Genomic DNA, 13,025 nt, shown 5'->3' with positions numbered 1-13,025 from the left:
CTCACACCCCTCCTGCGGCTGGCGACCAGGTATCGCTAAACGCTATATCGTATACCGCGTCCGGATGGTTTTGGATAATCCATTTCTTCTCGTATGCACTGATGATCGGCATCTCAAGCTCCCCCGCGGGCGCGGGTAGCTTGATCTTTTCCGAAGGTGCCTTGCCGCGCTCAACGAGCACGGCAATTCCGTTGTCGACCACGAGGTGAAGAAAAACCTCGGCGGTTCGTTCGATCACGCGTTCCTCGACGCTGGGGTACAGCGTAGATAGTGCGTTAATTAGGCTGTTTTTAGACCGTCCCTGCTCAAGGATTGTCAGCAGCATCCCGGCGGTTTTATTTAATACGAGGAACACTTGCCTTTCCGGAAGATAGACAAGACTCATCGTACCGATGTCCGCCTTCACGAGGTTTGCATTCACTAAGTAGCCGTTGATTTTCATGACGCCTGTTCCTTTGGTTGTCAGATTCTTTAGTGATGTGGATCGCCAAAATTTACGGATCGTGAAGCCCGCGTTTTGATTTCCATTCAAACCTCGTGCGTCGGCAGGGTGGAGACTTCCGACAAGATTACCTATTTTTTCTAGCTAATAAAAGGACGGATTGAAATGATGCAGTGCCGTGCAAGCTCGACGACCGCCGAGGGTTGAGAATATGCGACTCGGTGAAACCTTCAAAACGTTAGCAGACTAAAACAAAGGTTCTGAGAATTTTATATTTAGATGTAACCGCATACATAACAACGTTTCGAGAGTTCTTGTCTCTAACGCAGAGGCGATCTGGCGAAAGGCAGCTTTTAGCAAATAAGTCACTGAGGCATCGGACCTCAAACGACAGCTACGGGTCGGGTGCGGCCGACCGCCCGAAGGGCAGCGCCCGGCCGAGGGTGTGTCAAAACGTGCTGCTTCGTAGTCGAGTGCGAAAGTCGACCCACCAGAACGCGCTGTATCGGCTTCGCGGCACGTGGGGAGGGGTAAAGCGACACTCGAAAACCTGGCAGTTTCGAGTTTTGACACACCCTCGGCCAGGAAGAGGCAGCCGCATTCTTGCGCGAACGGCCGGAGTGTTCGCCGTTGCGGCCGTTGGGCCGCCGCGAATCTCGTAGACCGTGGATGTTGGCCTTCGAGAAATCCGACTGATCACAGCGGCCCCGTTTCCGCCACTCGCAAACCCCCGTCGTTCCGCTATGCAGCGCATGAACTGAACGCCGACGGCGGTTCGATCCAGCGCTAGTCGGCGTCACGCGGGGTTCGCGTCTCGACGCGTCACGCTGGCCTCTGGGCGACGACAAGTACCACGGCGAAATTCATAGCGACGCCCTACAAGCTTCTCTTGTATGTGGCCTATCCCGCATTCAATCACTGTGATGGCGAGACAAAATATGCGAGATACAGCGAGTGAGGTATTGCAATGAGTGACTCTCCTATCGGAACAGTTGCAGCATACCTAAGCGCCATAGCCGCAAGCGTCTCGGCCGTTTTCGCATTTGTCTCGGCAAAAACCGCCGCGAAGAAATCCAAAGCAGAGCTTGCGCACAACATGGAAGAACTCCGGCAAGCCAACGACCGGCATCGAGAGGCCCTTGAACAATCCGCCAAGCTTCATTCCACGGAACTCCAGCAAGCAAACGACCGACATAAACAGGCCCTTGAGGTAAGCCACAGAGACATGATGCTAAGCCTTGAACAATCCGCTACGCTTCATGGGAAAGAGATGAACCTGGGGCACTACATAAACATCACACAGCGAGTATTCGATCTCGGTCACCTGTTCATCGATCATCCGCACCTTCGCAAGTATTTCTACGACAACGCAGTCGTGGATTCTAGCGAGGATATAGAGAAAATTACTTCTTTCACGGAATATATACTCGATTTCTTTTCTTCAATACAAGAGCACGAACGTCTTCTGGGCGATGGAACTCCGTCATGGAAAGAGTGGAATGAATATATTTCGGACTTTTTTGGCCGAAGCCCGTTCCTGTGTGTTTATTTTGCGGAGCGTGCTTCATGGTACGAACCGGGTCTCTTTGAAATATTTAGACCTGTAGGTAGATCCCAGGAAGAATTAATAAAAAAGCAACGTTCCGCGCTTCCTCGGAAGTCGGAACATCTATGATGGGACTGCTCCGCAGCAAATGTTGCACAATTAAATAATTAAAAATGATGCAAGACAACGGCCATCTCGCAAAATTCGATAATACGTTGATGCTCTTGGGCTTTGGCAGCGTGGGACAAGGACTGCTGCCACTACTGTTTAGACATTTTGATCTTTCGTTGGCAAGGGTACTCGTTGCGTCGGCAAGCGATGAAGGAAGCGAGCAGGCCAACGCAGCGGGGTGCGAGTTCATAAGCGCGCGCCTTGCGGCGGATAATTTCCAGCTTTTCCTGGCGCGCTACCTCAAACGCGGTGATGTGCTGCTGAACTTGGCCGTTAATGTGTCGAGCTTAGCCTTACTTCAGTGGTGTCAGCCTCGTGGCGTCCATTACCTGGATACCTGTATCGAACCCTGGCAGGGGCATCTACTCGATACCAACCTTCCACTGGCCGAACGAACAAACTATGTCTTGCGCGAAGCGACTCTCGCCTTGAAGGAGCGCGACGATTGGGGGTCGACGGCACTGCTTGCTCATGGCGCCAATCCCGGATTGTCTTTTCACTTCCTCAAGCACGCATTGCTGGATCTAGCCGCCATATGCGGCCTGCCGTCGGGCATGCCTGCGGCCTGGCCAAAAACGCGGGAACAGTGGGCATCACTGGCATATGAGCTTGACGTCCGGGTGATCCACGTCGCGGAGCGCGATAGTCAGGTGGATGCGCAACCCAAGCAGACTGATGAATTCGTCAACACATGGTCCGTGGACGGGTTTCTTGCCGAGAGCTGTCAGCCGGCTGAAATTGGATGGGGCAGTCACGAAACGCTGCTCCCGCCCGGAGCGGGCGCGCACCTGCAAGGCTGCCGAAGTTCAATCTATTTGCAGAAGCGAGGTGCGGCAACCCGTATTCGCAGTTGGACTCCGGCCGACGGCGCTGGCAACGCTTTCCTGATAAGTTTGTTCGATGCGGTAGCGATGAGTGACTACCTGAGCATCCACTGCGATGGTCAGCTTATCTATAGGCCTACAGTCTGCTACGCTTACCGGCCGTGCGACGATACGGAGCAGTCACTCCTGGAGTTGGCTGCGCGCGACTGGCAACCGCAGGCTCGGCAGCGCTTGCTGAAAGCTGGTCTCGTCAGCGGACAGGACGAATTGGGCGTCTTGTTGCTTAGCCCGCGTTTCGGCGGCTACTGGTATGGATCTCTGCTATCTCTGGAAGAGGCCCGCAGGCTAGCTCCAAACAACAGTGCTACTAGCCTTCAGGTCGCGGCGGGCGTGCTAGCGGGACTGCTATGGGTACATAGTCATCCGCGCGCAGGTCTGGTCGACCCGGGGAATCTAGCACACGACTTTATTCTCAACATCGCAGGCCCATACTTAGGCAAGGTGGGCGGAGTAATGACTGACTGGACGCCTTGCGCGGACGGCAAAGGGGATCCCTACCAGTTCGACTGCTTCCTACTTTGACCTCTCAAAAACTACCTGCCGGCTCGTCAATCAGCGGTGCCGGCGACATGCTGGCTTCCGGCCACCGATCTCCAGGGCAATATGGGTTGCCGAGGCTCCGCCGGGCGTGTTGCGTAGTCGGGAGGTGAACGGCCGCTTTTTCCGCAGGTTGGGACATTCGCAGAAGCTCTCTGAAGGGCAGCAACGGGTCGCTTGCTGCCGATCGCAGCCTTCCGATGGCTCAGGCCTCGTATGCAGATTGCATGAGGCAGTGACCGGCCACTTTCTGCCGCTCGCCTGAGCCATGCGGTGGTCGTTCGAACGACCGGTCCACTCCGAAACCCGCCCGATCCCCAACGCGCGCTTGTCGGCCATTGCCGACATTGGGACGGTCTGGGCGGTGCGTCAGCAATGCGGCGGATTGCCGACGGTGGTGCCATCGAGCAACCCGATGGCAGCTTCGTGCAACAGCGAACTCACTCTCCCGAGCCGTTTCCGACGCCGAGCCTTCGCAGCGCCTATCCGCTACGCAATCTATATGCGGCCAGAAAACGGTCAGCCTTTCGGTATGGATGCGAAACGCAGCCACCCCGAGGAACTTAAGAAATGAAATGAATCAAGCTGACAACCAGTTTCGGCCTCAGCGCACCGGTTCAAAATCCACATTCCTTGACATCCCCGGGCTTCGCTCTTCGGATGGAACCGGCGCGAAGCAGGCCGAGCGCAGCGACGTCACCCGGCGTGAGCCTTGGAGCTCGCCTCCAGCGATTTCAGTCCATCTGGCACTTCAATTTCCGGTAGCGGTTTTTCATTGAGCTGCCTGATAGTCGGGCGTGCCACGCGAAGCGCCGCGAGTGCCAACTGCATGACCTCGCGCGGGTGTTCGGCGGACGCCGCGCCCGACAAAACCGTCTCGACGCTCTGATGGATCGCGCCGATCAAAAGGTCCCTCGCAGCACGGACGTTGGTGAACTGGGCGATGCCTTGCTCCCGTGCTCTTGCGAGGTCACGCGGAAGATATACGTCCGTCAACCGTCCGCTGGCCCCGCCACGGATGCCCGTCCTCGTAATAAACGCCCCCCACGCTGGATGCTTGATCGCCACCTGCGTATAGAGCAGGCAGCCTGTCAACACCCGCTCGATGGGATTGTCGATCGCGCCCACACACACCTCGATGCGGGCAATGACCTCGTCGCTCAACTCCGACGTGACTGCGTCGAGCAGTTCGGAGGTCGTCTTGAAGTAGTTGTAGAACGTGCCGCGTGCGACGCCCGCTGCCGCGAGGAAGTCGTCGATCGACGCCGCGTCGGGCCCCTTGGCCGCAAAAACTTCGACGGCCGCGCTCAACAGTTTACGGCGCGTGGATTCCCGTCGCACGGCGCCGGTCCGTACGCGGTGGTCCTCGTTCGCGAGGACGAGGCCCTGGTTGTCGCTTTTCGAATGCCTGGTCATTAGCGCGGTACCCGGGGTTTCCCCCATTGCATGAATGAGTTGGTCAACATGACAATAGAGTATGAATTGTACGATATCGTCAGTTTGTGACGATGCCCGACTCAGGAGAAAAATGGTGGCAGACAGGATCGTCGATGTTGCAATTATCGGCTATGGCCCGACGAGTCAGCTACTTGCGCTGATGCTCGGACGCGCGGGGCGCAGCGTGAGCGTGGTCGAGCGTTGGCCCGACCTCTATCCGCTGCCGCGCGCCGTCCATTACGACCACGAAATCGCCCGGCTCTTCCAGGCGGCCGGGGTCATAGATGATATCAACCGCATCGCGGAGGTTACAGACCGCTACCAGTGGCGCAACGCAAGCAACGAAGTTCTGATGGATTTCGACTGGGGCGGCACGGGCCTGAGTGGCTGGCCTGCATCGACGCTGTTCGCGCAGCCGGAGCTCGAGCGCGTCCTCGACGGACATGTCAAGGCACTGCCGAATGTCACGGTGCGTCAGGGCTGGTCGGCTAACGCGCTCGTCGAAAAAGCCGACGGCGTGCGCGTCGATATCGAGGCGGGAAGGCTGGTGGACGGCAAGTGGGTTGCCGGCGGCGAGAAGGACACGATCCGCGCACGCTATGTGATTGGCGCGGACGGCGCGAACTCGATGGTGCGCAACGCGCTCGGCCTCGAGTTCGAAGATCTCGGTTTCGCGTTCGACTGGCTGGTGGTCGACGTCAAACCGCTTGCGCCGCGCGAGTGGATGCCGAAAACCTGGCAACTGTGCGATCCGGCGCGGCCGACGACCATCGTGCCAGGTGGTCCCGGCCGCCGTCGCTGGGAGTTCATGCTGTTGCCCGGCGAAACCGCGGAGCAGATGAACCTGGACTCGGTTTCGTGGGACCTGCTCGCCCGCTGGAACGTCACGCCCGGCAACGCGGTTCTGGAGCGCCATGCGGTTTATACGTTCCGCGGACGCTGGGCGAAGCAATGGCGTGCGGGCAAGGTCTTGCTGGCGGGCGATGCCGCGCATCTGATGCCGCCGTTCGCGGGGCAAGGCATGTGCAGCGGTCTGCGCGACGCGGCGGCGCTTGCATGGCGGCTCGACGCGATTCTCGCGGGCAAAGGCAGCGACGCGCTGCTCGACAGCTATGGTCCCGAGCGATCGAACCACGTGCGCGAGATCATCAACTTCTCGATCGAACTGGGCAAGGTGATCTGCATCACCAATCCCGACGCGGCCGCCGCACGCGACCTCCAGATGCTGTCCGCGCAGGCGACACCGGGCTTCCGGCCGCCCGAGGCGCCGCGACCGCGTCTCGGCGCGGGATTGTATGAAGCGGAAACACCGGGCAGCGGCTGCCTGACGCCGCAAGGCCTCGTCGAGATCAACGGCCGGCGCGGCCTGTTCGACGATGTGTTCGGCGTTGGCTTCGCCTTGATTGCGACGAATAAATCCGTGCTCGATGCGCTTAGCTTGACTAACCGGCAGGCGCTGGATGAGCGCGGCGTGATCGTCACGCATTTCGGCGAAGGCGGCTTCGTCGACATCAACGGTGCGTATGCCGACTACTTCGCGCAACTCGGCGTGGCGGCGGTGATCGCACGTCCGGACTTCTACAGCTATGGCGCGGCCCGCACGACTGGCGAACTCGATGCGCTCGTCGACGCCTGGCGGTATGCGATGCAACCCGACACTGAAACCACCCCACAAGGCCAAGAGACCTAAATGACCCAAGAACGCAGGCGCGACCGCCTCGGCATTCATTCGATCGGCGCCTTCAGCATGAGCGTGCCGTCACTCGACGATGCACGGCGCTTCTATACAGCCTTTGGGCTCGACGTCCAATCGGAAGGCCACAAGGGTCTGCTGATCCGCACGTTTGGATCGTCGCATGTGTGGGGCCGCATTAAGGAAGGGCCGCGCAAGAAGATCGACTGGCTCACGCTACACTGCTTCGAGGACGAACTCGACGCGCTGCGCGCGCGTGCAGTCGTGGTCGGCGTTGAGATCATCGCGCCGCCCGAAGGCGCTGACGCCGAGGGTTTCTGGATTCGCAATCCCGACGGCGTCGCGTTGCAGATCCGCCCCGGCGCCAAGACGACGCTCGACGAAGCGAGCCACGCGAGCCCGGCGCTGCCCGTCAACGGCGTGCGTTGCGCGCCCTACCGTCGCAGCACGAAGCGCATAGAGCCTACGCGGCTCTCGCACATTGCGTTCGCGACACCGAACGTCCCCGCGCAGATCGATTTCTGCGAGCGCGTGCTCGGCCTGCGCCTCTCGGACCGCTCCGGCGACGGCGTTGCGTTCATCCACGCGCCGCACGGCGGCGACCATCACCTGTTCGCCTTCGCAATGAGTTCGGGCCCGGCGCTGCATCACCTGAGCTGGGATGTCCCGACCGTCGAGGAAGTCGGTCTCGGCTACATGCAGATGGCCGCCGCCGGTTACAGCGAAGGCTGGGGCGTGGGCCGTCACGTGCTCGGCTCCAACTACTTCTACTACGTACTGGACCCGTGGGGCAGCTTTTGCGAGTACAGCGCGACGATGGATTTCATCCCCGCTTCGGTGGACTGGGTCGCGGAAGATCACGCGCCGGAGGATGGCATGTACCTGTGGGGTCCCGATCTGCCCGCGATCTTCTTCGCCAATTCGGAACACGGTGTCTGACGCGCAGAGCGCACCCGTCACCATTCAACACTCTTTAGCAGGACTTCAATGAAACTCGTCACTTTTCAATGCCGCGGATATCAATCGATCGGTAAGGTAGAAGGCCAGCAGGTTATCGATCTGCCCGCCAGCGACGGCAGATTGCCCCGCACCATGCTGGAACTGCTGCAGGGCGGCCCCGCGCTCATGCAATACGTCAGGAACGTGCGCATCGAGGACGCCGTCACGTACCCGCTTTCGGACGTGCGACTCGACGCGCCGGTGCCGAACCCGTCGAAGTTCCTCGCGATCGGCATGAACTATCGCCGCCATGTCGAGGAAGCGAAAGCGGCAGGCATCCAGGTGCCGGACAGCCAGGTCTGGTTCAACAAGCAGGTCTCGTGCGTGAACGGCCCGTTCGACCCCGTGCAAATGCCGAAGGTATCGGACAAGCTCGACTATGAAGCGGAACTGGGCGTCGTCATCGGCCGCCGCTGCCGTCACGTGTCGGAAGCCGAGGCCGCGTCGGTCGTCGCCGGTTATGTCGTGTGCAACGACGTTTCGGTACGCGACTGGCAGATGCGCTCGCCGACGATGATGCTCGGCAAGTCGTTCAACACGCACGGCCCGTTTGGTCCGTGGCTCGTGACGCCGGATGAAATCGCCGATCCGCACGCGCTGCAAATGCGCATGCTCGTGAACGGCGAATGCCGTCAGGAAGTTCGCACCGGCGAGATGATCTACAACGTCTGGCAGCAGATCGCTTATCTCTCGACCGTCATGACGCTCGAACCGGGCGACGTGATCGCGACGGGCACGCCGTCGGGCGTGGGTGGCGCAGCCACGCCGCCGCGTTTCCTCAATATCGGCGACGTGCTGCGCGTGGAGATCGAGGGCATCGGACACATTGAAAACGTCGTCGTGGCCGAGCCGGTCTGATCGACTCAACGGAGAAAAAATACTTGGCACGTAAAGTCATCATTACCTGTGCAATCACGGGATCGATTCATACGCCGAGCATGTCGCCGCATCTGCCGGTGACGCCCGACGACATCGCACGCGAAGCCATTGCCGCGGCAGAGGCAGGCGCGTCCATTCTGCATCTCCACGCGCGTCATGCCGAAGACGGACGCCCGGCGTTCGACCCGTCGGTGTATCGTCAATTCCTGCCGCGCATTCACGCGGCAACCGACGCGGTGATCAACCTCACCACGGGCGGCGCGGTCAATATGACGCTGGACGAACGCCTCGCCGGCGCGCTCGACATTTCGGCCGAGATGGCGTCCTGCAACATGGGTTCGCTGAACTTCGGGATCTTCCCGGTTCTCGACAAGCTGAAAGAGTTCAAATACTCGTGGGAAAATGACTTTATCGAAAGCACGCGGCGTGCGATTTTCCGCAATACGTTCGCGGATATCGAAGAAGTATTCGAGCGGCTGGGTGATGCGCACGGCACGCGCTTCGAATTCGAGTGCTACGACGTGGGGCATCTCTACAACCTGAAGCACTTCGTCGATCGCGGGCTCGTCAAAGGTCCGATCTTCCTGCAGTTCGTGCTGGGCATTCTGGGTGGCATTGGCGCGGATCCCGAGAATCTCGTGCACATGAAGCGCATTGCGGACAAGCTGTTCGGCGACAACTATCAGTGGTCAGTGCTCGGCGCCGGCAAACATCAGATGCCGCTGATTACGCAGGCCGCGCTGATGGGTGGCAACGTACGTGTCGGCCTTGAGGATTCCCTCATGATCGGTCCGGGCAAGCTCGCCACCTCGAACGCCCAGCAGGTCGAATTGATTCGCGACATTCTCACGCGCCTTGGTCTGGAAATCGCGACTCCCGCGGAAGCACGCGAAATGCTCGGCCTCAAGGGTCGCGACAAGACGCGTCTGGACGCAATCAGCCAGTAAGGTAAGCATCGGCGCGCGACGGCATTGCGACTGGCGCACCGTCGCGCGCAATCGGGCAAAAAGGACATATCGATGAATCATGGCGAACGCAGACATCATTCATCAACTCGAAGAAGCGCGATGCGCCGCAATGCTGGCGGGCGACGCGGCCACGCTGCGCGATCTGTTCGAAGAAGGCCTCGTCTATATCCATTCGACAGGCGCGCGCGACAGCCGCGAAAGCTACCTCGACAAGCTCACGAGCGGCGCGATGCGTTACGAAGCAGTGAAGTTCGACTTGAGCGAGATTCAGACGGGTGAACGCTTCGCGCTGGTGTGCGGCTCCATGACGGCGAGCGTGCGCATCGCAAGCGGGACGATAGCGGTTGCGAGCCAGTACGAAGCCGTCTGGATGAGGACGAACGGCACGTGGCGTCTAAGCGTCATTCAGGGGTTTCATTCGGAAGCAGACGCCGGCCGACGCTGAAAATCGTTCACGTCAGAAAGAATTCTTCAATTATACAAACATAGGAATCCCCAGCAAACATCACCGCGAATATTCAGGGAGCTATCGTTGAAAGTAATGGGATGGACGCCCCCACCCGAAGCGGCATCAATGTGCCAAAGTGGATGTGTCGAAGCAACCACCTGACCGAGGGGAGCGCCCATCATGAAGATTACGACAGTTGGCATCGATCTGGCGAAGAACGTTTTTGCCGTCCATGGTGTAAATGAGCATGGTCGAACGGTGCTGAAGAAAGTGCTCAAGCGGAATCACGTTGCGGAGTTCTTCGCCAACCTCCCGGCCTGCGTGATCGGGATGGAAGCGTGCGCCAGCGCGCACTATTGGGCCCGCAAGCTGCAGGCCATGGGCCATACGGTCCGACTGATTGCACCGCAGTTTGTCAAACCGTACGTCAAGACGAACAAGAATGACGCGGCGGATGCCGAGGCAATCTGCGAGGCAGTCGCGCGGCCGAACATGCGTTTCGTGCCGGTCAAGAGCATCGAGCAGCAATCGGTGCTGTCGTTGCATCGCGTGCGCCAGGGTTTTGTGCGCGCCCGCACCGCGCAGGCCAACCAGATCCGCGGCCTGCTCGCCGAATTCGGGATCGTTGTTCCCAAGGGAATCGGGCATCTCGGGCGTCAGGTACCCGAACTGATCGAAGATGCAGAGAACGAACTCACTGGCTCGTTTCGATTGCTCATCCAGCGCCTCATGGACCATCTGAAGGAGCTTGACAGGCAGGTCCGGGAGTTCGAGGCGCAGATTCAGGCCTGGCACCGCAGTGACGAAACGAGTCGACGGCTCGCGCGCGTCCCCGGCATCGGGCCACTTACCGCGAGCGCGCTCGTCGCATCTGTCGGCGACGCAAAGAGCTTCAGGAACGCCCGGCAACTTGCAGCGTGGCTCGGTCTGGTACCCCGACAGAACTCCAGCGGTGGCAAGAACGTGCTGCTGGGCATCAGCAAGCGCGGTGATACCTACCTGCGAACATTGCTGATCCACGGCGCGCGCTCCCTTCTGCAGGTTGCCAAACGCAAGGAATGCAAGAGCGGCTGGCTGACTAGCCTGCTGCAGCGGCGAAACGCGAACGTCGCCGCCGTCGCGCTCGCGAACAAGAACGCGCGGATCGTCTGGGCGCTATTGGTCCACGGCCGCGAGTTTCACCCTGATTACCATGCGCCTGCAGCGACGGCGTAACTGTCAGCCGCATGCTTGCCGCGTAACTACCAGCAGGAGACTACAGCCGATTGCTCAGGCGATCATGACGTGATGGCGAGACAGGTCAGACCGTGGCCGGGAAACTCTGGGTACACCAGTGTGCGCAAGAGTACGCGAAAGTGATGAGAGTCCGGCCAGCGCATTCCATCAGGGACCGCCGGCCTCGCGCCGGACAGCGAAGTCCGGATGCATGGCCGCAATCATTACCTGCCCTCCGTTACAAACGAGAGCTTGGCAAGCCGGGGGCGTCCATGCATGGTGTACGCGGCGTAGGCGGGAGGCAGGAGAAGGCGGTGGCGATTGAAGGAGAATGTTGCTTTCCACGGTAACACTTTCCCAATCGAACTCCACCACCATCGCGAAACATACTCAGGAAACGAAGAGCGGTCAAACGACGGACGCGGAAATCAAGGGGGCGCCGGGTCTGGACGATCTGATCCAGCAAGGGGCGCGACGAATCATCCAGCAGGCAATCGAGGCGGAACTGGCGGCGATGCTCGAGCAGTATTCGAATGTGAAGTCGATCGAGGGCCGACGGGCAGTTGTGCGCAACGGCTAGCCGTTCATGCGGCCATGGCTGTTCCCGGTCCGTTGATCAACGCAAGGACCTTGCGCTGCCGCTCGTTCGAGGGCAGTTGCAGGAGCCTTTGCTGACTCGCATGCAGGGACGCGCGTGTCTCGAACGGAGCGCCGGCCAATACCTCTGCTGGCGCCAGTTCGTTCAGCGCGTCCTGCGCCGTGACCAGGAAAGCATGGACCTCGGTTCTCAACGCCCCCCGAAGGGCGAGCAGCGGCTTCGCCCGAGACAACGGACCGTCGTGCTTCCGCGGCGGTTGTCGCCTCGTCGGCAAATCAGGGTGTTCACCGGTAGTGGAAGGACACGCCGGCCACCCAGTATTTTAGTAGACGGCTGGAACGCCGGGTGGGCGGTGTTTGAAGCGTCGATGCACCCAGTAATACTGTTCCGGAAATCGCAAAATCTGAGCCTCAAGAAACGCGTTCATTCTCCGCGCATCGTCCGTGTCACTCCCTGATGGGAAATCGCAGAGCGGCTCGAAGATGGTCAATTTATATCCTTTGAAATTCGGCAGCACCTCCGTCACGAACGGCACAACGCGCGCATGGCCCAGTCTTGCAAGCCGCGAGACGGATGTCAGCGTGCAGGCGGGAACGCCGAAGAATGGGACAAAAACAGAGTTGTTGATACCGTGATCCATGTCCGCTGCGAGCATGACTGGTTTGCCAGAACGAAGTATTCCCACGATCTTTCTGGCGCTCGTCGAACGTTCGATCATATCCGCGCCAAACCTGCCGCGCTGTCGCCTTGCAAGGTCGCAGAGGCGCGTGTTCGACATGCGTGTGTACAGTGCTGCGACAGGTAGCTGCATCGAGTACAGCATGCATCCGATCTCGATGCCCACGAAGTGGAACCCCATAAAGATGGTAGGTGGCGCATCCCTGTCTTCGAGATCAATCCTGCTTTCGATCTGGACAATATTCTTTATCGTTTTTGCACTACCGAACCATTGAATGCCTCGTTCGAGATAGCTGCGGATAACCTGCTGGAAATGTTCTTTGGCAAGATCGTGGTGCTCGCGGTCGGTCTTTTCTGGAAAGCAAAGGCGTAGATTGACAAATACAACATGTTTGCGGCGACCTGGAAGCGCATACAAAGCTGCACCAAGCGCGCTGCCAAGCCTCGCGACCAAAGGGTACGGAAGCACAGAGAATGCTCGCAACAGCATTACGACGAGGAAGTAACCGAGTCGTGCCACGATCTTTCCT

The 13,025-nt window shown here is 59.5% G+C and carries 12 protein-coding genes and 1 pseudogene; 9 read left to right on the top strand and 4 right to left on the bottom strand.

Annotated elements, in window-relative coordinates:
• Window position 1 precedes the first annotated feature (1 nt).
• A complete protein-coding gene (locus OKW39_RS09845) occupies window positions 2-442 on the bottom strand; it encodes a hypothetical protein (protein WP_429562546.1) in 441 nt (146 codons plus the stop codon).
• Window positions 443-1,409: 967 nt separating this feature from the next.
• Between OKW39_RS09845 and OKW39_RS09840 the strand changes: the two genes are divergently transcribed.
• Both OKW39_RS09840 and OKW39_RS09835 read left to right on the top strand, forming a co-directional pair.
• Window positions 1,410-2,117 carry a hypothetical protein gene (locus OKW39_RS09840; protein ID WP_184070061.1) on the top strand — a complete coding sequence of 236 codons (708 nt, stop codon included), beginning with the start codon at window positions 1,410-1,412 and terminating at the stop codon, window positions 2,115-2,117.
• Window positions 2,118-2,161: 44 nt separating this feature from the next.
• A complete protein-coding gene (locus OKW39_RS09835) occupies window positions 2,162-3,565 on the top strand; it encodes a saccharopine dehydrogenase NADP-binding domain-containing protein (protein ID WP_429562545.1) in 1,404 nt (467 codons plus the stop codon).
• 711 nt (window positions 3,566-4,276) lie between these two features.
• On the opposite strand, the gene OKW39_RS09830 is transcribed toward OKW39_RS09835, so the two are convergent.
• A complete protein-coding gene (locus OKW39_RS09830) occupies window positions 4,277-4,996 on the bottom strand; it encodes a TetR/AcrR family transcriptional regulator (RefSeq protein WP_429562544.1) in 720 nt (239 codons plus the stop codon).
• Between the two features lie 61 nt (window positions 4,997-5,057).
• Between OKW39_RS09830 and OKW39_RS09825 the strand changes: the two genes are divergently transcribed.
• The 7 genes and pseudogenes from OKW39_RS09825 to OKW39_RS09795 form a co-directional block, all read left to right on the top strand.
• Entirely contained in the window at window positions 5,058-6,707 is a 1,650-nt protein-coding gene (locus OKW39_RS09825) for a bifunctional 3-(3-hydroxy-phenyl)propionate/3-hydroxycinnamic acid hydroxylase (RefSeq protein WP_429562543.1), read from the top strand.
• Window positions 6,708-7,649 (top strand): VOC family protein, encoded by a 942-nt coding sequence (locus OKW39_RS09820; RefSeq protein WP_429334959.1) that lies wholly within the window; start codon window positions 6,708-6,710, stop codon window positions 7,647-7,649.
• Window positions 7,650-7,697: 48 nt separating this feature from the next.
• Window positions 7,698-8,567, top strand: coding sequence for a fumarylacetoacetate hydrolase family protein (locus OKW39_RS09815; RefSeq protein WP_429562542.1), 870 nt, complete (start codon window positions 7,698-7,700; stop codon window positions 8,565-8,567).
• 23 nt (window positions 8,568-8,590) lie between these two features.
• A complete protein-coding gene (locus tag OKW39_RS09810) occupies window positions 8,591-9,535 on the top strand; it encodes a 3-keto-5-aminohexanoate cleavage protein (RefSeq protein ID WP_429334961.1) in 945 nt (314 codons plus the stop codon).
• A 79-nt stretch (window positions 9,536-9,614) separates the two neighbouring features.
• Window positions 9,615-10,001 (top strand): nuclear transport factor 2 family protein, encoded by a 387-nt coding sequence (locus OKW39_RS09805; RefSeq protein ID WP_429562541.1) that lies wholly within the window; start codon window positions 9,615-9,617, stop codon window positions 9,999-10,001.
• 183 nt (window positions 10,002-10,184) lie between these two features.
• Complete coding sequence (locus tag OKW39_RS09800; protein WP_429562540.1) at window positions 10,185-11,219, top strand: IS110 family transposase; 1,035 nt, start codon at window positions 10,185-10,187, stop codon at window positions 11,217-11,219.
• Window positions 11,220-11,595: 376 nt separating this feature from the next.
• Window positions 11,596-11,796: pseudogene (locus OKW39_RS09795) on the top strand (IS256 family transposase); the annotation flags it as partial.
• A gap of 7 nt (window positions 11,797-11,803) precedes the next feature.
• Here the strand turns inward: OKW39_RS09795 and OKW39_RS09790 are convergent.
• Both OKW39_RS09790 and OKW39_RS09785 read right to left on the bottom strand, forming a co-directional pair.
• A complete protein-coding gene (locus tag OKW39_RS09790; protein ID WP_429562539.1) occupies window positions 11,804-12,049 on the bottom strand; it encodes a hypothetical protein in 246 nt (81 codons plus the stop codon).
• A 90-nt stretch (window positions 12,050-12,139) separates the two neighbouring features.
• Window positions 12,140-13,015, bottom strand: a complete 876-nt coding sequence (locus OKW39_RS09785) for a lipid A biosynthesis lauroyl acyltransferase (protein WP_429562538.1) — start codon at window positions 13,013-13,015, stop codon at window positions 12,140-12,142.
• Window positions 13,016-13,025: the final 10 nt, after the last annotated feature.

It is taken from the genome of Paraburkholderia sp. MM6662-R1 (genome assembly GCF_050436245.1).
Taxonomy (GTDB): Bacteria; Pseudomonadota; Gammaproteobacteria; order Burkholderiales; family Burkholderiaceae; genus Paraburkholderia; species Paraburkholderia tuberum.
Note: the sequence above shows the minus strand (reverse complement) of the source record. Positions and strands in the feature narration are given on the sequence as shown.

Excerpts from the sequence above, each read along its gene's own strand:
- OKW39_RS09840 (WP_184070061.1), top strand. The coding sequence starts at position 1,410 with ATGAGTGACTCTCCTATCGGAACAGTTGCAGCATACCTAAGCGCCATA.
- OKW39_RS09845 (WP_429562546.1), bottom strand. The coding sequence starts at position 442 with ATGAAAATCAACGGCTACTTAGTGAATGCAAACCTCGTGAAGGCGGAC.
- OKW39_RS09825 (WP_429562543.1), top strand. The coding sequence starts at position 5,058 with ATGAATTGTACGATATCGTCAGTTTGTGACGATGCCCGACTCAGGAGA.
- OKW39_RS09835 (WP_429562545.1), top strand. The coding sequence starts at position 2,162 with ATGATGCAAGACAACGGCCATCTCGCAAAATTCGATAATACGTTGATG.
- OKW39_RS09830 (WP_429562544.1), bottom strand. The coding sequence starts at position 4,996 with ATGACCAGGCATTCGAAAAGCGACAACCAGGGCCTCGTCCTCGCGAAC.
- OKW39_RS09805 (WP_429562541.1), top strand. The coding sequence starts at position 9,615 with ATGGCGAACGCAGACATCATTCATCAACTCGAAGAAGCGCGATGCGCC.
- OKW39_RS09820 (WP_429334959.1), top strand. The coding sequence starts at position 6,708 with ATGACCCAAGAACGCAGGCGCGACCGCCTCGGCATTCATTCGATCGGC.
- OKW39_RS09800 (WP_429562540.1), top strand. The coding sequence starts at position 10,185 with ATGAAGATTACGACAGTTGGCATCGATCTGGCGAAGAACGTTTTTGCC.
- OKW39_RS09815 (WP_429562542.1), top strand. The coding sequence starts at position 7,698 with ATGAAACTCGTCACTTTTCAATGCCGCGGATATCAATCGATCGGTAAG.